Origin of the sequence: Klebsiella sp. X1-16S-Nf21 (assembly GCF_002837615.1) — a bacterium.
Lineage (GTDB): Bacteria > Pseudomonadota > Gammaproteobacteria > Enterobacterales > Enterobacteriaceae > Klebsiella > Klebsiella variicola.
In genome coordinates this window covers 1-19,568 of record NZ_PJDK01000087.1, presented here as the reverse complement: position 1 = coordinate 19,568, position 19,568 = coordinate 1, and the positions used below count along the sequence as shown (strand labels likewise).

At 60.9% G+C, this 19,568-nt stretch carries 18 protein-coding genes; 7 read left to right on the top strand and 11 right to left on the bottom strand.

Annotated elements, in window-relative coordinates; translation table 11 throughout:
- Positions 1–66: 66 nt before the first annotated feature.
- A complete protein-coding gene (locus CW267_RS26095; RefSeq protein WP_012541125.1) occupies positions 67–564 on the bottom strand; it encodes a molybdopterin-dependent oxidoreductase in 498 nt (165 codons plus the stop codon).
- Between the two features lie 306 nt (positions 565–870).
- On the opposite strand from CW267_RS26095, the gene shiA reads away from it, so the two are divergent.
- Positions 871–2,190: a shikimate transporter gene (gene shiA / locus CW267_RS26085; protein ID WP_008804149.1), complete on the top strand. Its 1,320-nt coding sequence runs from the start codon at positions 871–873 to the stop codon at positions 2,188–2,190.
- Positions 2,191–2,236: 46 nt separating this feature from the next.
- Positions 2,237–2,977, top strand: a complete 741-nt coding sequence (locus CW267_RS26080; protein WP_023340479.1) for a lipoyl protein ligase domain-containing protein — start codon at positions 2,237–2,239, stop codon at positions 2,975–2,977.
- On the opposite strand, the gene CW267_RS26075 is transcribed toward CW267_RS26080, so the two are convergent.
- Positions 2,937–3,893: a LysR family transcriptional regulator gene (locus CW267_RS26075; protein WP_008804147.1), complete on the bottom strand. Its 957-nt coding sequence runs from the start codon at positions 3,891–3,893 to the stop codon at positions 2,937–2,939. The genes CW267_RS26080 and CW267_RS26075 overlap by 41 nt on opposite strands.
- Before the next feature lie 115 nt (positions 3,894–4,008).
- On the opposite strand from CW267_RS26075, the gene CW267_RS26070 reads away from it, so the two are divergent.
- Entirely contained in the window at positions 4,009–4,398 is a 390-nt protein-coding gene (locus CW267_RS26070; RefSeq protein ID WP_008804146.1) for a tautomerase family protein, read from the top strand.
- 21 nt (positions 4,399–4,419) lie between these two features.
- On the opposite strand, the gene CW267_RS26065 is transcribed toward CW267_RS26070, so the two are convergent.
- Entirely contained in the window at positions 4,420–5,151 is a 732-nt protein-coding gene (locus tag CW267_RS26065) for an HPP family protein (RefSeq protein ID WP_023297929.1), read from the bottom strand.
- Positions 5,152–5,351: 200 nt separating this feature from the next.
- Between CW267_RS26065 and CW267_RS26060 the strand changes: the two genes are divergently transcribed.
- Complete coding sequence (locus CW267_RS26060) at positions 5,352–6,461, top strand: adenosylhomocysteinase (protein ID WP_100781501.1); 1,110 nt, start codon at positions 5,352–5,354, stop codon at positions 6,459–6,461.
- 45 nt (positions 6,462–6,506) lie between these two features.
- Here the strand turns inward: CW267_RS26060 and cobT are convergent, their stop codons facing one another.
- The 6 genes from cobT to dacD all read right to left on the bottom strand — a co-directional run bounded on the left by cobT (position 6,507) and on the right by dacD (position 12,116).
- Positions 6,507–7,574: a nicotinate-nucleotide--dimethylbenzimidazole phosphoribosyltransferase gene (cobT, locus tag CW267_RS26055; protein WP_100781502.1), complete on the bottom strand. Its 1,068-nt coding sequence runs from the start codon at positions 7,572–7,574 to the stop codon at positions 6,507–6,509.
- Between the two features lie 27 nt (positions 7,575–7,601).
- Positions 7,602–8,342 carry an adenosylcobinamide-GDP ribazoletransferase gene (gene cobS, locus CW267_RS26050; protein ID WP_008804142.1) on the bottom strand — a complete coding sequence of 247 codons (741 nt, stop codon included), beginning with the start codon at positions 8,340–8,342 and terminating at the stop codon, positions 7,602–7,604.
- 312 nt (positions 8,343–8,654) lie between these two features.
- On the bottom strand, positions 8,655–8,978 hold the full coding sequence (locus CW267_RS26045) for a DUF496 family protein (RefSeq protein WP_002911883.1): 324 nt from the start codon (positions 8,976–8,978) through the stop codon (positions 8,655–8,657).
- A 167-nt stretch (positions 8,979–9,145) separates the two neighbouring features.
- On the bottom strand, positions 9,146–10,204 hold the full coding sequence (locus CW267_RS26040; protein WP_004203544.1) for an FUSC family protein: 1,059 nt from the start codon (positions 10,202–10,204) through the stop codon (positions 9,146–9,148).
- Between the two features lie 98 nt (positions 10,205–10,302).
- Positions 10,303–10,776: a DNA gyrase inhibitor SbmC gene (gene sbmC, locus CW267_RS26035; RefSeq protein ID WP_012967620.1), complete on the bottom strand. Its 474-nt coding sequence runs from the start codon at positions 10,774–10,776 to the stop codon at positions 10,303–10,305.
- A 176-nt stretch (positions 10,777–10,952) separates the two neighbouring features.
- Positions 10,953–12,116 carry a serine-type D-Ala-D-Ala carboxypeptidase DacD gene (dacD, locus tag CW267_RS26030; RefSeq protein ID WP_008804139.1) on the bottom strand — a complete coding sequence of 388 codons (1,164 nt, stop codon included), beginning with the start codon at positions 12,114–12,116 and terminating at the stop codon, positions 10,953–10,955.
- Between the two features lie 180 nt (positions 12,117–12,296).
- Between dacD and sbcB the strand changes: the two genes are divergently transcribed.
- Positions 12,297–13,721, top strand: a complete 1,425-nt coding sequence (gene sbcB, locus CW267_RS26025; RefSeq protein ID WP_023297932.1) for an exodeoxyribonuclease I — start codon at positions 12,297–12,299, stop codon at positions 13,719–13,721.
- Positions 13,722–13,850 (top strand): hypothetical protein, encoded by a 129-nt coding sequence (locus tag CW267_RS31540; RefSeq protein WP_021313317.1) that lies wholly within the window; start codon positions 13,722–13,724, stop codon positions 13,848–13,850.
- Between the two features lie 105 nt (positions 13,851–13,955).
- On the opposite strand, the gene fusA is transcribed toward CW267_RS31540, so the two are convergent.
- Positions 13,956–16,058, bottom strand: a complete 2,103-nt coding sequence (fusA, locus tag CW267_RS26020; RefSeq protein ID WP_008804137.1) for an elongation factor G — start codon at positions 16,056–16,058, stop codon at positions 13,956–13,958.
- 240 nt (positions 16,059–16,298) lie between these two features.
- On the opposite strand from fusA, the gene CW267_RS26015 reads away from it, so the two are divergent.
- On the top strand, positions 16,299–16,607 hold the full coding sequence (locus CW267_RS26015) for an ArsR/SmtB family transcription factor (protein WP_008804136.1): 309 nt from the start codon (positions 16,299–16,301) through the stop codon (positions 16,605–16,607).
- Between the two features lie 16 nt (positions 16,608–16,623).
- Here CW267_RS26015 and nifJ read toward each other — a convergent pair.
- Positions 16,624–19,568, bottom strand: a 2,945-nt coding sequence (nifJ, locus tag CW267_RS26010; protein WP_101148672.1) for a pyruvate:ferredoxin (flavodoxin) oxidoreductase, incomplete at its 5' end; no start/stop codon positions are given.

The window sequence follows — 19,568 nt, the reverse complement described above, 5'->3', positions numbered from 1 at the left end:
ATATATCCGGTAACAATAAATAACGACAAAATAATAGCCGTGAGTATTCGATTCAAGATCCAACCCTTACTCTATAATAATCTTAGAAACTTGCCAGGCCGATCGGGAATAATAGATCTGGTTTTGTAATTCAGTGCTGCTGTCGTAAGGGTAGACGATAAATAATGGACCTTTATCACGAACGCGCATATATTCGCCGTTCATTTTTAAGGCCATAATGACCGGGAATTTATAAAAATCATCAATCGGGATAATGGTGGTGTAGTCGTTAAGCGCCAGCACGCGGGCGGATTTACCCTTAGCGCCGACTAAATCCATGAGTTTATTAAGGGGAATACCATCGAAACGAACCTTACCGGTGTACCAGGGGGTGGTGGTTTCCACCGTTTTCATCCCCAGTTTTTCCAGCGCCGCGAGGTCAAAAACGGCTTTGTCACCGACGTTCGTATTCCCGATTTTTCCGGAAATGGTCAGTACAGGTTTTCCTGTCGGCGCAGGCAGTTTTTCAGCGTAAGCCGAAGGCAACATGACAGAACAAAATAACACTGCAAGAAGTAGACGCATTTAACTCACCATTCCAGAGAAGGAGACATGTTAAGTGTAAACCATTTACGTCAATTCTTAAAAGGTGTCCCTCTTTGTTATCCGTTGATTTAATTAAAAGTATAAGCTGGCTGGCAAATTGCCAGATTGTTTAGTACAGGGTGTGATTTAGCCCGCCTTTCCCGTCGCTTCTTTTTTGCGCCATCTCCCCGCTTAGCAGGCAAACTACTTTCCTCCACGGCCGCTGCGCGGTAGTCTCAACGCTGACGCAACAGTAAAAGCGTCTCATTCCAATAACGACAAATTATGTGACAGACAGGACAGGGTATGGATTCAACAATAAGCGTGCAGCCCGCCGAGGCGCCAGATTCACTGCTTCGCGCCCGGCGGGCGGCATGGGGCAGTTTTGCCGGCGCGGTGGTCGACTGGTACGATTTTCTTCTCTATGGCATTACCGCCGCGCTGGTGTTTAACCGCGAGTTTTTCCCGCAGATCGGCCCGGCGATGGGGACGCTTGCCGCCTTTGCCACCTTCGGCGTCGGGTTTCTCTTTCGCCCGCTCGGCGGGATTATCTTTGGCCACTTCGGCGACCGCCTCGGGCGTAAACGGATGCTGATGATGACCGTCTGGATGATGGGTATCGCCACCGCCTGCATCGGCCTGCTCCCCTCGTTCAGCCAGATCGGCTGGTGGGCGCCGGCGCTGCTGGTGTTCCTGCGGGCCGTTCAGGGGTTTGCCGTCGGCGGGGAATGGGGCGGCGCGGCGCTGCTCTCGGTGGAGAACGCCCCGCAGGGGAAAAAAGCCTTTTACAGCAGCGGGGTGCAGGTAGGCTACGGCGTCGGCCTGCTGCTCTCCACCGGGCTGGTATCGCTGATCAGCAGCCTGACCACCGACGAGCAGTTCCTCAGCTGGGGCTGGCGCTTACCGTTCCTGTTCAGCGTGGTGCTGGTCCTTATTGCGCTGTGGATCCGTAACGGCATGGCGGAATCGCAGGAATTTGAAGCGCAGCAGAGCCAGGCCAACCTTCAGCCGGAGAAAAAGCGACTACCGGTGGTAGAAGCCCTGCTTCGCCATCCGGGAGCGTTTTTACTGATTATCGCCCTGCGGCTGTGCGAACTGCTGACGATGTATATCGTCACCGCCTTCGCCCTCAACTATTCCACGCAAAACCTCGGCCTGCCGCGCGAGCTGTTTCTCAACATCGGCCTGCTGGTGGGCGGACTCAGTTGCCTGACTATCCCCTGCTTCGCCTGGCTGGCAGACCGCTTTGGTCGCCGACGGATCTATATCACCGGCGCGCTGATCGGCACGCTGAGCGGTTTTCCGTTCTTTATGGCGCTGGAGAGTCAGTCTGTTTTCTGGATCCTGTTCTTCGCCCTGATGCTGGCCAATATCGCCCATGATATGGTGGTCTGCGTCCAGCAGCCGATGTTTACCGAGCTGTTCGGCGCCAGCTATCGCTATAGCGGCGCCGGCGTCGGCTACCAGGTGGCGAGCGTGGTCGGCGGCGGTTTTACGCCGTTTATCGCCGCGGCGCTGGTCACCTTCTCCGGCGGTTCATGGCACAGCGTGGCCCTCTATCTGACCGCGGGATGCCTGCTGTCGGCGCTCACCGCCCTGCTGATGAAAAAACAGACCGTCCACTGACCCACCTGCGGGGGGCGTGACCCGCGCCCTCCGGTAAGGAGAATGCATGTCTCTGTTATCGCTGGCCGACTGCTGGCCTCGCCGTTTTACCCCCTCCTCGCTGGCGCTGCAGTTTTGCGAGGACCCCACCCAGGCGGAACAGCCGCTGTTTGCCAAAGCCAGCGCCGGGGAGGCCGTCGCCCAACTCTGGCAGGCGCCGCAGGGATTTGTGGTGCCGGGGAGCTATCGTCAGTTTGCGGATCTGCCGGCAGTCAGTGCGCATTTTGCCGCGCGCGGCTGGCCGGTATGGCTTCGCCGCTCCGGGGGCGGTCTGGTGCCTCAGGGGCCGGGCATTATCAACCTTAGCCTCGCCTGGCCGGTGCAGCAGTCGCTCGGCGAGGCCGCCGAACCCATCTATCACTCGCTGTGCGCGGTGCTGCAGCGTACCCTCGCGCGCTTCGGCGTTGCCAGCCACGCCCGGGCGGTAAACGGTTCCTTTTGCGATGGCCGGTATAACCTCGCCTGCGGGGAGGGCGAGGCGGCGCGCAAGATTGTCGGTACCGCCCAGTACTGGCGGCCGCTGACGGCAGGCCGCGGCCATGTGGTGCTGGCCCATGCGGTGATCCTTATTGACGCCGATCTGAGCGCGGCGCATCAGGCGGCGAACGCCTTTGAAGCGCAGCTCGGCAGCGAGCGGGTCTATTGCGCCGACAAAACCGTCACCCTCGCGCAGCGGCTTCCCGGCGAGCGCCATCTGCTTCCCCGCTTTAGCGAGGCGCTGGCGCGGGAGCTGGACGCGGCTCGCTAAAGGTCGCTTTCAGGTAGCGGCTGAAGGTTTCCACCGCGCGCGACACGCGCGGGGTATAGGGCCGGATGACGTACAGCTTATCGGCAAACACCTCCACCGGCTGCCACGCCGGGAGCAGCTCCTGCACCAGCCCGCGACCGATGGCCTCCCGGGCGCTGAAATCCGGCAGCAGCGCCACCCCAAGCCCCGCCAGCACGGCATCGCGTAGCGACTCGCTGTTATTCGTGGCGAAGGGCCCCTGCACATTGATGGTCACCCGTTCATCGGGCGCCTGGCGGGAGGCGAACGTCCACTGCGGGCGCTGTGGCCCACGGGGATAGGTCAGGCACTGGTGGTGGCGCAGATCGTCGGGGGTCTCCGGGCGGCCATGGCGGCGAATATAGTCGGCGGACGCGACGATCAGCGTCGCGGTGTGACACAGCGGCCAGGCGACGTGGGTGTCCGGGAGCGCCTCGCGCCGACAGTGGCGGATGGCAAGATCGAACCCTTCGCTGGCCAGAGAGACCAGCCGGTCGGTCACCTCCAGCTGCAAATGCAGCTGGGGATGCTGATGCAAAAACGGCGCGATCGCCGGGACCAGCTGCTGGCGGGAAAAGGCCACCGGCGCGGTCAGGCGCAGCGTTCCCCGCAGCGGCCCGCCCTCATCGCAGGCGCCGGTGAAAATATCCCGCAACTGACCAAACGGCTCGTTGAGTTCCGCCACCAGCCGCAGTCCGTCTTCGCTGAGGCTCACGCTGCGGGTAGTGCGATGGACCAGGGTTTTGCCAGTCACCCGCTCCAGCTCGCTGATTTTCTGGCTGATAGCCGACTTGCTGATCCCCAGCTTTTCCGCGGCCCGGGTATAGCTTTTTTGCTCTTCCAGCACCGTCAGCCAGTACAGATGGGCCCAGTAACTCTCCGGACGACTCTCGCTCATGTGATTGTTCACCAGTAAAAACAATGTATTCAACTATAGCGGTTCTTGCCCGCGACGGCATCGGCTAGCATCCTGTTCAGCCCGTCATTATTCCCTAACGATAAGGAACACCTGCATGCCATTACTGACATTTGACCTGATTGAAGGCCGTACGGAACAGGAGATCAGAACCCTGCTGGATGCCGCCCATCGCGCCGTGCTGCGTGCCTTCGAGGTACCGGAACGCGACCGCTACCAGATTGTTCACGAAAACAAAGCCCACCATATGGTGATTGACGATACCGGCCTCGGACTGACCCGCACGCGGGATCTGGTGGTGGTGCGGGTCTATACCAGCCCGCGCAGCGAGGCGCAGAAGCAACGCTTCTTCGCCCTGTTGCAGGAGGAGCTGGCGGAGCACTGCGGCCTGAGCGGCGATGATGTGATGGTGTCGATTATCAGTAATCAGAAAGGTGACTGGAGCTTTGGCCGCGGGGTCGCGCAGTATCTTACCGGCGATCTGTAACCCGCAGCCCGAAGCGCGCCCTTAGCGGCGGGCAGCCATCGCGATGCGCTGGCGCGCCTGCTGCTCGATATTCTCCAGCAGTTCCTGGACATCGTCTTCATCAATGTCGAGGAACTGGCCTTCCAGCAGCGCGGCGTGAATATCCTCCCGGGTGACCGAGATGCCCAGTGGCACCGCCCGGGGCTTGACCTCCTCCGCCGCCAGCGAATGCGGATAGCGGCGGCCAACCAGGTTATTAAACACGATGGCCAGCAGCGCCAGCATCAGCGAGTTGAGCAGCACCGGCGTCAGCACAAAGTGATAGCCTTCGCTGTGCACCCCGGCGCCGCCGAGGATCGCCGTCAGGGCCACCGCGCCGCCGGGGGGATGCAGACAGCGCAGAAAATACATCCCGGCGATCGCCAGCGCGGCCGCCAGCCCGCAGGCCAGCGCCGGGTCGGGAACCAGCATGCCCACCGTGACGCCGATCAGCGCCGACAGCACATTACCGCCGACAATCGACCACGGCTGCGCCAGCGGGCTGCTCGGCACGCCAAATAACAGCACCGCCGACGCGCCCATGGGGGCAATAAACCACAAATTGACTTCGCCGAGCAGCCAGTGGCTGAACATGCTGGTTACCGCCAGCCCGGTGCCGGCGCCAATGGATCCCAGCACGATATGCCGGCGGGCCACCGGTAGCGCGTGCGGCTTCAGGCGCCCAAGGAAAATCCGCAGCCGTGAAAACAGCCCCGCTGAAATGACACTCAACATCGCTTTATCGCTTAGGTCATAGGAATTACTTATATTTTATTTTCTTTTTTTAACCTTACATTAACAACCATGTATTTCACAGGGGGATAGCGCGGGCAATCTTGTCCAGAGGGCACAGGGCTGTGAATTCTCGCGTGGGCTGATAGAATCCCTTTTCTGTCAGGGGGATACCCCTTTTGCGAACTGAAGGTCATAACCCAGTGAATAATAAAATCTCTTTAGCGAAAGAAGTGGCATGGGCCAGCCAGAATATGCCGCGTACCCTGCGTCAGGTCGCCGCCCTGCCCGACCTCAGCGGCGTGCGCCTGGCCTGCTGTATGCACCTCGACATGAAAATGATCCCGCTGGTGCAGGGGATCCTCGACAAGGGCGCTCAGGTCTTTTTAACCACCTGTAACCCCACCACCGTGCAGGACGACGTGGTGGCCTGGCTGGTGGAGCGCGGCGCCGAGGCCTGCGCGTGGCGCAATATGAGCGACGCCGACTGGCAACAGTCATGGGAAAAAGCGATTGCCTGGCAGCCCACTCACCTGTGCGAGATGGGCGCCGATATCACCACCCTGCTCCACCAGCGCGGCGAGTTCGGTAACATCGTGGCGGGTCTGGAAGCCACTGGCTCGGGCGTCAATCGGCTGGGCGATATTCAGCCAGGCTATCCGATCTTTAACTGGGACGATCTGCCGGTCAAAGAGGGGCTGCACAACCGCCATATGGTCGGTCTCACCGCCTGGCACACCTTCTTCCAGACCACTCATCTCACCCTGCATGAGAAAAAAGTGCTGGTGATCGGCTACGGCCTGGTCGGCCAGGGCGTCGCGGCGGCGGCAAAAGCCTTTGGCGGTCAGGTGATGGTGGCGGAGATCGATCCTGCCCGTCGTCTGCAGGCGGCCTACGACGGCTGGCACGTGGTGGATCTGCAGGAGGCTATCGCCTCGGCGGACGTGGTGGCCACGGCGACAGGCGGGAAAAACGTGGTTAATCGCCAGGCGCTGGAGCGCGCGAAAGCGGGAGTCTTTATCCTTAACGTCGGCCACGTGGCGGAAGAGATCGACGGCGAGTACCTGCGCCAGTACCCTCAGGAAGAGGTGATGCCGTATATCAACGCCTACCGCATGGCCGACAAAACCATCTATCTGCTGGCCAATGGTTCGATGCTCAACCTGACCGCGGGCTTCGGCGATAGCCTGAACGCTTTTGACGTCACCCTGGCGGTGATGGCCAGCGGCATCCGCCATATTGTCACCGACGGCAAGCGCGCCCCGGCGCAGGTTTACCTCCTGCCCCAGGCGGTCTGGCAGCAGGCGCTGTAAACGCAGCGCATCGTCCCCCCATCGTGGGGACGATGCGCTTTACCATCAGGACGAGGGCGCGGTATCGGGCAGCACAATGTTGCTCTGCGCCAGCGTTCCCATCTGGTTGTACATCACGCTGGCGGCCTCCAGCAGGTGCATGGCCAGCGCGGCGCCGCTGCCCTCTCCCAGGCGCATGTCCATATCGAGATAGGGCCGCAGACCCAGCGCGTCCAGGGCGATCTGCGCCCCTTTCTCCGCCGACAAATGCGAAGGGACAAGATAAGGATGCGCCGCCGGGGCCATGCGACACGCCGCCAGGGCAGAGGCATAGGAGAGGAAGCCATCCAGCACCACCGGCAGGCCACAGGAGGCCGCCCCGAGGATCACCCCGGTCATGCCCACCAGATCGTAACCGCCCACCTTCGCCAGGACATCCAGCCCCTCCTCCGGGTTCGGCTGGTTAAGGGCTATCGCCTGGCGCACCACCGCCACCTTATGGCCCCGCTGCGCCAGCGGCAGATTGGCCCCACAGCCCACCACGGCGTCAGGATCGCTGCCCGTCAGGACACTGATCACGGCTGCGGCCGGGGTGGTATTGGCCATTCCCAGTTCGCCGACGCCAAAAACTTTCACCCCGTCGGCGGCGAGCTGGCGGGTGAGATGCATGCTGGCCAGCAGCACCGTCTCCGCCTGCTGGCGACTCATCGCCGCCGTCCGGGCGATATTCCCGCTACCGCGGGCCACCTTGAGGTTAATCAGGCCCGGCAGCGGGTCGGCATCGATGCCGACATCCACCACCTGCACCCTGGCCCCGGCCTGCGCCGCCAGCACGCAGACGCCGGTGTTGCCCCGCACCATATTGCCGGCATGAATGGCCGTCACCACCTGCGGCGAAGGCGTCACGCCTTCATGCCAGACGCCATGGTCGGCGCACATGACCACTATCGCCTTCTCCGCCAGCGCCAGCTGCCCCTGCAGCCCCGGCAGACCAGCCAGTTGCACGGCCAGCGTCTCCAGACGGCCAAGGCTACCGGGCGGCTTTAACAGGCCATCAATATGCTGCTGAGCGCGCGCCATGCCCGCCACATCGGGCTGCGGAATGGCAGCCAGTAACGCAGAAAGTGTTTCCATTCTGTTCCTCACCGTTGGCGCCAGGCCTTACAGCAGCGCCAGTAAAAAGAGTAATTCACCCAGCTCAATCGCCGCCCCGAGAGTATCCCCGGTCTGCCCGCCGAGGGTTCGCTTCAGCGCCCATCCCAGACCCCAGATCAGCACCAGGGTGATCAGCGCGGCGCGCAGGCCCTGCAGCCCCAGCAGGACGGTGGCCAGCGCTACCCCCATCGCCATCGTCACCAGCGTCTGCTGCAGGCTAACTTTGCCAATAAACAGATTGCCCAGCCCCTTTTCCCGCGCGTAGCGATGACGATACATCAGCAGCACCGCCATTCCGCGACCGACGGCGCAGGCCGCCGCCAGCGCGGCGATGGGGTGGGTATCGCGCAGCAGCAGCTCGCCGACTACCAGCACTTTCGCCACCAGCACGAAGATCAGCGCCAGCCCGCCGTGGGTGCCCAGCCGGCTGTCGCGCATGATCTCCAGCATCCGATCGCGGGTGCGGGCGGAGAAGATGCCGTCGCAGGTATCAGCCAGCCCGTCAAGGTGAAATCCGCCGGTCAGCAGCGCCAGCGCCAGCACGCCGAACAGCGCCGCCAGCGGGACGCCGCACCACGGCTGCAGGAGGAGCGCCACTGCGCCGGCGATGGCGCCGAGCAGTAAACCGACCAGCGGAAAGGTGACGATACTGCGCTGGTACTGTTCGATCTCCAGGCCCTGAGATAACCGCGCCGGGACCGGCAGGCGGCTGATAAACGAGAGTGCAGCAAAGAATGACTTAATCACGTGAGGTTGACTCCTGTCGGCGAAAGCAGCGGAAGAGTTCGGTCGCGCCCGGTCAGCACCTGAGTTTGTCTTCTGGCGAATCGATCGTCGGAGAGGTGAGAGGTGTTGAGATATCGCTCTGACGCCGCTGCGTCAGATGCCCGGCCAGGATGAGAGAAACCTTTCCGATATCAATACGTTTTCGCGGGGCAGTATAGCAAAGAGTCGGTGAGGAGAGTCAGTTGCCGGGACAAAGTTTTGCAGAAAAAGAGACGAATGGGGAGGTAGAGCAGAACAGCCCGGCGACGTCGATCGCCGCCGGACCGGCAGGGATTAGCCTTCGACTTTGGCTTCGCCCATCACTTTCAGTTTTTTGGAGATGTCGCGGCGCTCTTTGGACAGCTCGGCATTTTTGATGATGTAATCATCAACGCGATCTTCGTAATCGCTCTTCATGCTGGCGATGATGCCCTGGATAGCTTCCACGCTCATGCCCGGTTTGATGTAGTCGCTGAGGTTGTCCAGCAGCAGAACACGCTTCTGGTTATCACGGATCTTTTTCTCAACGTCCTGAATTTCACGCTGCAGTTTGTTCTTACGACGGTACAGACGAACAAACTCCAGTACGTCCTGGAAAGAAGGCTTAGTTGTTTCCATTTTTACACCCCTAATAATTGAGATTCGGATTCGTAAAGCGACTGCGTTATAGGGCTAACATAACTGCTAGCAGTCGCTGATGACAATGTTTTTTCCTTTGCGTTTATCATAACCCTAAACGCTGCTGAATCGAAACAACCCATGCAGTTACCCGGTGCATCTGGTGCTTATTTGCGCAACGCGCGGCAGATCAGATGCGACAGCAGCTCCAGCTGGCGCGCCAGTTCAATCGAGAGCCAAACATAGCCATGAATTGGGGTTTCCGCCAGGCTGTCGTCACCCTGCTCTTTCATCAGCTGGCGCAGTTCGAGAACGATCTCATTCAGCTTTTCATTGTTGGCGCGCACAGGCTGAGGGTTCCCTTCATACAAGGCGTGGGCGATGGCCAACAGCGTCTGCTGGGTCATCTGCTGCGTCTCCCGCAGGGTGTGCGCATTGAGCATCACAAAATGACCCGGACGGGTGGCCCACCAGGCGTTGATCTGCAGCTCCAGCATGCAGACGAGGTTGCGGCTGACGGTCTGGATAGCCTCGAAGATCGCCTTCTGGATGTGCGTCTCTTTGCTGGCGGGGGTGATCAGCCCGCGCATTTTGACGACGTCGTTCAGCGCCTGTTGGAGATGCTTTTCCAGCCGCGGCCGATCCACCAGATTTGGCGAGAAGCCGGCCTGGTAGAGGCGGTTAAAGTTGGTGACATAGCTGGCCATCTGGATGCGCCAGTGGATGAACGCCCGCTGCGGCCAGATACCGGTAAACAGCATCGCCAGCAGCGAGCCGAAGATCACGTCGCCGCTTCGCCACAGCGCGGTATGCATATCGCCGGGCGGCGCCCCGACCACCACCGACAGGGTAATGCCGATCAGCAGTGCCTGATAGGGTTTCTTGCCCAGCGCCAGCCAGCCGCAGAGGAACATCGCCGCCGCGCACCAGAGGACCATCAGCGGCAGGGAGATGAGCTCAAGCTTCAGCGCCACCAGCCCCAGCGCCGAGCCGAGGATCGTGCCGCCGATGCGCTGAAACGCCCGCGGCACGACGTTGCCCCAGAAGGAGATAGGACCCATCACCACCACCAGGGTGATGAGAGGCCAGGTCCCCTCAGGCACGTTCAGCAGCCGCACCAGCAAAAAAGTGAGCACAAAGGCCAGCGCAATCCGCACGCCATGCACCACCCGATAATGGCGATACAAGCGGATCTCAAATGGCTTGAGTGATTTATCAGCGCGCACAACCCTCTCCGGCAAAACGAAAAGGCCAATTGTAACTGCTTTTTCGCCCGGAGCGTGCCGGGAATGTAAAAATCCTTGTCCGGAACAGGGGTAAACCGCTACGACGCTACGCGCTCAACGGGGACATACATGTCGATATCCCAGTAGCCGTCGTGGTTGCCGTCGTTGAGATAGATCTCAAAACAGGGCCTGGGGGCCACGCGATACGTTGTGCTCTGCAGCAGGCTGTCGAAAAACTGCATCCACGGGGTGGCAAAATCGTAATCCACCACCCGCGCGCGGGCGCAGGCGTAATCCCCGCCGGCAACCGCCGCCAGTATCACCCCTTCGCTGTTGGCGGGAATGACGTAATCCTCGTCAACGGCGACCACGGTGGCGCAGCGCAGTTTTTCCGCCGGCACTTCCTCCGGGTTATCGTAGTAGACGGCAAGCCATTCACGGGCGGGCACCTGATGGTTCTCAACCCACATCATCAGTTGCTCAAACCCCTGCTTGACCGTTTGATCCCAGGGCCCGACCAGATGGAAACCGGCAATGGTTTTCTTGCCGAGGGTGGTGATACTGTAGTTCATCTTGCCTCCTTTGGGGATAAATGACTGTATGAATATACAGTTAATTTAACAGGAGATCCCCCCTCAGTATGTGCGCGAATTCACAGAGTCGCCATCACACTGCTGAAAAAACAGGCGCCCCGCCAGCAGGAGCGACAGACGAAAAAAAACCGCCTGCAAAGAGGCGGTTATCATGGTTACAGCTCGTGGTGCAGGTAATCGCTCATTCGCGAGAACACCCCGCCTTTATTGATGCTCTCGAGGGTGACCAGCGGATAGTGCCCCACCACCTTGTCGCCGTCATACAGCGAAATCTCGCCGACCCGCTGGTTGGCGGCGATCGGCGCCTCCAGATCCTTCTTATCCAGCACATATTTCGCTTTAATCCGCGACACTTCCGCCTTCGGCAGCGCTAACCAGAAATCCTGATCGGTGCCGAGCTTAATCTGCTCTTTATCGCCGTACCAGATGCGTTCGGTGCCGACCTTCTGGCCTTTCTGCAGCACCTGCACGGTGTCAAAGTTCTGCTGCCCCCAGTGCAGCAGTTTAGCGGCCTGCTGCTCGCGGCCTTTCGGACTGTCCGCCCCCATCACCACGGCGATCAGCCGGCGCTGGCCATCCACCGCCGAGGCGATCAGGTTGAACCCGGCGCCCGAGGTGTGGCCCGTTTTCAGGCCATCGACGTTCATGGTTTTATCCCACAGCAGACCGTTACGGTTTTGCTGGGTGATCCCGTTCCACGTCAGGCTTTTCTGGCTGTACATGTGGTAGACGTCAGGTTCGCCATGAATAATCGCCCGCGACAGCACCGCGAGGTCATAGGCAGAACTGTGCTGGCCCGGGGCGTCGAGGCCGTGGACGGTTTCGAAATGGGTATCCTGCAGGTGCAGTTTTTCGACATACTGATTCATCAGGGCGACAAACTGCGGCTGGCCGCCGGCGACATAGTCGGCCAGCGCGACGCAGGCGTCGTTACCGGAGTCGACAATCAGCCCACGGCTGAGGTCGCGGACGCTGACGCGATCCCCTGGTTTTAAGAACATCAGGGATGACCCGTCGAACACCGGGTTGCCCTTCGCCCAGGCGTCTTTACCCACGGTGACGATGTCGTCAAAGGTGATACGATGGCTGTCGATGGCGCGATCGACCACGTAGCCGGTCATCAGTTTGGTCAGACTGGCAGGATTGCGCTGCTGATGTTCGTTACCCGCGGTCAGGACCTGACCGGTGGTGTAATCCATCAGCACCCAGGAGCCAGCCTGAATAGCCGGTGGCGCGACCGTAGCAGGGAAGTCGACGGCAAATGCGCAGGAAACGCTCGAAGCGAGCAAAGATACAGCAATAAACAAACGGCCTTTCAACGGCATATCCTCTAGATTTACAGATCCGCCGTCCTTTTTACGGAACTTCGCGTTTCATATCAGGGTTTAATTGCAAGAAAATATGACACAGCAGAGGAAGTTGCTTGCCGTTACCCTTCTGATGACCGGGCAAATCGTTTACCATACCGGTCGCACGCCACCACGGATAATGAACAGACTATGCAAGATAGCGTCAACCAGCCCGGATTTTTATTCCACGATTATGAAACCTTCGGCACCAGCCCTTCCCTCGACCGGCCGGCGCAGTTCGCCGCCATCCGCACCGACGCGGAGCTGAACGTGATCGGCGAGCCCGAGGTGTTTTACTGCAAGCCCGCTGACGATTATCTGCCGCAGCCGCAGGCGGTGATGATCACCGGGATCACCCCGCAGGAAGCGCTGGCCAAAGGGGATAATGAGGCCGCGTTTGCCCGCCGCATCCACGATCTGTTCACGGTGCCGCAAACCTGCATCGTCGGCTATAACAACGTGCGCTTTGATGACGAAGTGACGCGGAATATCTTCTATCGCAACTTCTATGACCCTTATGCCTGGAGCTGGCAGCACGATAACTCGCGCTGGGATCTGCTCGACGTGATGCGCGCCTGCTATGCCCTGCGTCCGGAAGGGATCACCTGGCCGGAGAATGACGAGGGTTTGCCCAGCTTCCGGCTTGAACATCTGACCGTCGCCAACGGTATTGAACACCAGAACGCCCATGACGCGATGGCCGATGTGTACGCCACCATCGCCATGGCGAAGCTGGTGAAAACCCGGCAGCCGCGGCTGTTTGATTATCTCTACAGCCACCGCAATAAGCGCAAGCTGGCGACGCTCATCGACGTGCCGCAGATGAAACCGCTGGTGCATGTCTCCGGCATGTTTGGCGCCGCGCGCGGCAACACCAGCCTGGTGGCGCCCCTGGCCTGGCATCCGGAAAACCGCAATGCGGTGATTATGGTCGATCTGGCGGGCGATATGGCGCCGCTGCTGGAGCTCGATGCCGATGCCTTGCGCGAGCGGCTTTACACCCCGCGCGCCGAGCTTGGCGATCTGCCGGCGGCGCCGATCAAGCTGGTGCATCTCAATAAATGTCCGGTGCTGGCTCAGGCCAATACCCTGCGCCCGCTGGATGCCGACCGGCTGGGGATCTCCATTCAGCGCTGTCTGGAGAATGCCCAGCTGCTGCGGGCGAATCCGCAGGTGCGCGAGAAAGTGGTGGCGGTCTATGCCGAAGCCGAGCCGTTCGTGCCGTCCGAAAACGTCGACGCCCAGCTTTACAATGGGTTCTTTAGCGATGCCGACCGCGCGGCGATGAAAATCGTGCTGGAAACCGAACCGCGCAATCTGCCGGCGCTGGATATTACCTTCGCCGATAAGCGTATCGAACGCCTGCTGTTTAACTATCGGGCGCGCAACTTCCCCGGCACGCTCGATGAACATGAGCAGCAGCGCTGGTTAGAGCACCGTCGTCAGGTGTTTACGCCAGAGTTTTTGCAGGCCTATGCCGATGAGCTGCAGATGCTGTATCAACAGTATGCGGATGATAAAGAGAAGCTGGCGCAGCTGAAGGCGCTGTGGCAGTACGCACAGGATATTGTCTGATTGGCTGAAATTCCCGGGTTGCGGCTAACGCCTTACCCGGGCTACAAACTGTATCAGCAGTATGCGGATGATAAAGAGAAGCTGGCGCAGCTGAAGGCGCTGTGGCAATACGCACAGGATATTGTCTGATTGGCTGACATTCCCGGGTTGCGGCTAACGCCTTACCCGGGCTACAAACGATGGCTGGACTCGTAGCCCGGGTAAGACGCCTCGCGTCGCACCCGGGAACGTTGCTTAGCTTTTCGCGCGGCTGGCGATGATTTCATCCGCCACATTACGCGGCGCTTCCGCGTAATGGTGGAACTCCATGCTGTAGGTTGCCCGTCCCTGAGACATCGAGCGCAGCGTGGTGGAATAACCAAACATCTCCGCCAGCGGCACGTCGGCGCGGATGATCTGGCTGCCGAAGCGCTCTTCCATCCCCTGCACCATCCCGCGACGGGAAGAGAGATCGCCCATAATATTCCCGGCGTACTCTTCCGGCGTCTCCACCTCGACGTGCATCACCGGCTCAAGGATCACCGGATCCGCTTTGCGCGCGCCTTCCCGGAAGCCAAAGATCGCCGCCATGCGGAACGCCATCTCCGAGGAGTCCACGTCGTGGTACGACCCGAAGGTCAGGGTCGCTTTCACGTCAACCACCGGATAACCCGCCAGCACGCCGGTGCCCATCGCTTCGCGCAGCCCTTTCTCCACGGAAGGGATGTACTCGCGTGGCACCACGCCGCCTTTGGTGGCGTCCTCGAAGACGAAACCGCTGCCCGGCTCCAGCGGCTCCAGGGTCAGCACGACGTGCCCGTACTGCCCTTTGCCGCCGGACTGGCGCACAAATTTGCCTTCCACGTCCGTCACTTTCTTGCGCAGGGTTTCGCGGTAGGTGACCTGCGGACGACCAATGTTGGCCTCGACGCCAAACTCGCGCTTCATCCGGTCGACAATGATCTCCAGATGCAGCTCGCCCATGCCGGAGATAATCGTCTGGCCAGACTCTTCATCGGTATGTAGACGGAACGACGGATCTTCCGCCGCCAGCCGCTGCAGCGCGATGCCCATTTTCTCCTGATCCGCTTTGGTCTTCGGCTCGATGGCCAGCGAAATCACCGGCTCCGGAAACTCCATCCGTTCGAGGGTAATGATCGCATCCGGATCGCACAGCGTATCACCGGTGGTCACATCCTTCAGACCGACGCAGGCCGCGATATCCCCGGCGTGCAGTTCGTCAACTTCATGGCGGTCGTTGGCCTGCATCAGCACGATACGCCCGATGCGCTCTTTCTTGCCCTTCACCGGGTTCCACACCGCATCGCCTTTCTTCAGCGTCCCGGAGTAGACGCGGATAAAGGTCAGCTGGCCGACGTAGGGGTCGGTCATCAGTTTAAACGCCAGCGCCGACAGCGGCTCATCGTCGCTCGGATGGCGTTCCGCCGGCTGGCCTTTCTCATCAACGCCTTGTATCGCCGGAATATCCAGCGGCGACGGCATCAGCTCCACCACCGCATCGAGCATGCGCTGCACGCCTTTGTTTTTAAAGGCGCTCCCGCAGAGCACCGCCTGGATTTCCCCCTTCACCGTGCGCTGGCGCAGACCGGCAACGATCTCCGCCTCGTCCAGCTCGCCGGTTTCCAGGTATTTATCCATCAGCTCATCGCTGGCTTCCGCCGCCGCCGAGACCATTTTCTCCCGCCACTGCTGCGCCGTCGCCAGCAGATCGTCAGGGACAGGCCCATAGCTGAAGGTCATGCCCTGGGTGGCGTCATCCCACAGGATGGCGCGCATTTTCACCAGATCGACAACGCCGGTGAAATGCTCTTCGGCGCCAATGGGGATCACAATCGGCACCGGGTTAGCCTTCAGACGGTCGATCATCATCTGCACCACGCGGAAGAAGTCCGCGCCGGGGCGGTCCATCTTGTTGACGAAGGCCAGCCGCGGAACGTGGTATTTATTCGCCTGGCGCCAGACGGTCTCCGACTGGGGCTGCACCCCGCCGACGGAGTCATACACCATCACCGCGCCGTCGAGCACGCGCATGGAACGTTCCACCTCAATGGTGAAATCCACGTGCCCCGGGGTGTCGATGATATTGATCCGGTGCGGCTCGAAGCTGCGGTCCATACCCGGCCAGAAGCAGCTTACCGCCGCCGAGGTAATGGTGATCCCGCGCTCCTGCTCCTGGGCCATCCAGTCGGTGGTTGCCGCGCCATCGTGTACTTCACCCAGCTTATGGCTCATCCCGGTGTAAAACAGGATGCGCTCGGTGGTGGTGGTTTTACCGGCATCGATATGCGCGGAGATACCGATGTTGCGATAACGTTCGAGGGGGATGGGTCGGGGCATGATGCGTCCTTAGTCGTTTTGACTGTCAGTCTGCGGTCGGAATGATCCGCAGTTCATTTAACTGCCGCCTATCATAGTACAACTGTACGAGTATATTCGAACTATTTTTGCTATTATTACGATTGGTCAGGTTGCGGCGGCGCGCGTGGCATCAGAACCGGAGTTTGGGTATAGTAGCCGCCAGCCGCCGATATGGGCTGCGGCTGCCATGCGCCGCGCCACCGCCGACACAGGATTATTATGATCGCCAATCACCCCGAACGAGAACAAATTCGCCTGGAAAATGTCCTTTCCGCGCTCGGTAACCCACTGCGACTGGAGATCATCCGCACGCTGGCCGACGGCAGCGAGCTGAGCTGCAACGCTCTGCGCCAGGAAGAGGTGGCCAAGTCCACCATGACCCACCACTGGCGCGTCCTGCGCGACAGCGGTGTGATCTGGCAACGGCCTCAGGGACGGGAGAACATGATTTCGCTGCGCCGGGAAGATCTGGACGCCCGTTTTCCCGGCCTGCTGGATACGCTGCTGAACGTGATGCAGCAGCCGTGAATCGCTAACCGACAGCCTACTCCTCTCCCGCCAGCCGCTGATACTGCCTGAAACGGGCCCGGGCATCGTCCTCCGTTTTCCGGAACAGCGCGTCCGCCAGATCCGGCGTGGTTTTATGCAGCGCGGCGTAGCGCACCTCGCCGAGCAAAAAGTCGCGGAAACTCTCTTCCGGCTCTTCGGAGTCCAATATAAACGGCGTTTTGCCTTCGGCTTCCCGCTGCGGATGATAGCGCCACAGGTGCCAGTATCCCGCCTCCACCGCCCGCTTCGCCTCGCGCTGACTGCAGCGCATCCCGGCTTTCAGGCCGTGGTTGATACAGGCGGCATAGGCGATCACCAGCGACGGTCCCGGCCAGGCCTCGGCCTCAGCGATGGCCCGCAGGGTCTGATCTTTATCGGCGCCCATGGCGATCTGGGCGACGTAAACATTGCCGTAGCTCATCGCCATCATGCCGAGATCTTTTTTGCGCGTGCGTTTTCCCTGAGCGGCAAATTTGGCGATCGCCGCCACCGGGGTCGATTTGGACGACTGGCCGCCGGTGTTGGAGTAGACCTCGGTATCAAACACCAGAATATTGACGTCTTCCCCACTGGCCAGCACATGATCGAGGCCGCCGAAGCCGATATCGTAGGCCCAGCCGTCGCCGCCGAAGATCCACTGCGAACGCCGGACGAAATAGTCGCGGTTCTGCCAGAGCTGCTCCAGCAGCGGGACGCCCTCTTTTTCCTCCGCCAGCAACGCACTGAGGCGGTCCGCGCGCTCACGGGTCCCCTCCCCCTCATCCTGCTGCGCCAGCCACTGCCGCATCGCGGCGTGAAGCGCGTCGCTGACCGGCAGCGCCAGCGCGGCGGTCATCTCCTCGGCGATCTGTTGGCGGATCGCCTGGCCGCCAAGCATCATGCCGAGACCGAACTCGGCGTTATCCTCAAACAGCGAGTTTGCCCACGCCGGTCCGTGGCCGCGATGGTTGGTGGTATAGGGCATCGAAGGCGCGCTGGCGCCCCAGATCGAAGAGCAGCCGGTGGCGTTGGCGATCAGCATCCGGTCGCCAAACAGCTGGGTGATAAGCCGGGCATAGGGCGTTTCTCCGCAACCCGCGCAGGCGCCGGAAAACTCCAGCAGCGGCGTTTCGAACTGGCTGCCTTTGACCGTCGTTTTGCGAAACGGGTTATCTTTTGGCGCCAGTCCCAGGGCGTAATCCCAGACCGGAGCCATCGCACGCTGGCTGTCGAGGGAGACCATCTGCAGCGCCTTGCCGCGCGACGGGCAGCTCTCCACGCAGTTGCCGCAGCCGGAGCAGTCCAGCGGCGAGATGGCCAGATGATAGTGATAGTCTTTGGCCCCCTGGGCGGGTTTACTCAGCAGCCCGGCGGGAGCCGTGTCCTGCTCTTCAGGGCTCAGTAACGCCGGGCGGATCGCCGCATGCGGGCAGACAAAGGCGCACTGGTTACACTGGGTACAGCCGTCAGGCTGCCAGACCGGCACCTCCAGCGCGATGCCGCGCTTCTCCCAGGCGGCGGTGCCGGAGGGAAAGGTGCCGTCTTCCATCCCGGCGAAGGCGCTCACCGGCAACAGGTCGCCACGCTGGCGGTTCATGGGCTGCAGGATATCGCGGATGAAGTCCGGCATCAGGGTGCTCGCCTGCGGTGCCGGCGCCTCGCGGGTCGCCCAGTGGGCGGGTACCGTCACCCGGTGCAGCGCCGCCATCCCCAGCTCGATAGCCCGCTGGTTCATCTCTATGACGCTCGCCCCTTTGCTGCCATAGCTTTTCTCCACCGCCTGCTTGAGATAGTCTGCCGCCGTTTGCGGATCGATAATCGCCGTCAGCTTAAAGAACGCCGCCTGCATCAGCATGTTAAAGCGCCCACCGAGGCCCAGCTCGCGGGCAATGTCCACCGCATTAAGGGTATAAAAGTCGATCTTTTCCTGCGCCAGATAGCGCCGGACGCTGACCGGCAGGTGCTGCTCCAGCTCTGCCTCGGACCAGCTGCAGTTGAGCAGAAAGGTGCCTCCCGGCTTCAGCCCCTCCAGCAGGTCATAGCGGTCGACATAGGATTGCTGAGAGCAGGCGATAAAATCGGCCCGGTGGATCAGGTAGGGCGAGGTGATCGGCCTGTCGCCAAAGCGCAGGTGCGAAACGGTGATCCCTCCGGACTTTTTCGAGTCGTAGGAAAAGTAGGCCTGGGCGTAGAGTGGCGTGTTATCGCCGATGATCTTGATGGCGCTTTTGTTCGCCCCGACGGTGCCGTCCGAGCCCATCCCCCAGAATTTACAGGCGGTGATCCCGGCATGGGAGACCGCCAGCGGTTCCTGCCGGGCGGGCAGCGAGGTAAAAGTGACATCATCGACAATACCCAGGGTAAAGCCGTCCTTCGGCTGCGGCTGCCTGAGGTTGTCAAACACCGCGGCGATATCGTTGGGCAGCACGTCCTTACCGCCGAGCGCGTAGCGGCCGCCGACGATCAGCGGCGCATCGTCGCGTTGATAGAAGGCGTTCTTGACGTCGAGGCACAGCGGTTCCGCCTGCGCCCCCGGCTCTTTGGTGCGGTCAAGGACGGCAATACGCTGCACGCTGGCGGGCAGTTGCGCGAAAAAGTGCGCCAGCGAGAACGGCCGATAGAGATGGACGCTGAGCAGCCCCACCTTCTCCCCCGCCGCATTCAGCGTCTCCACAACCTCCTGGACGGTGTCGCACACTGAGCCCATGGCGATAATCACCCGCTCGGCATCCGGCGCGCCGTGGTAATTAAACAGGTGATATTCCCGCCCGGTCAGCGCGGTGATCTTCGCCATATAGCTTTCCACCAGATCGGGCAGTGCGAGGTAGAAGCGGTTACCGGCCTCCCGCTCCTGGAAGTAGATATCCGGATTTTGCGCGGTGCCGCGGATCACCGGATGATCCGGGTGCAGCGCCTGCCGACGAAAGCGCTCCAGCGCCGGCCGGTCCAGCAGCGTCGCCA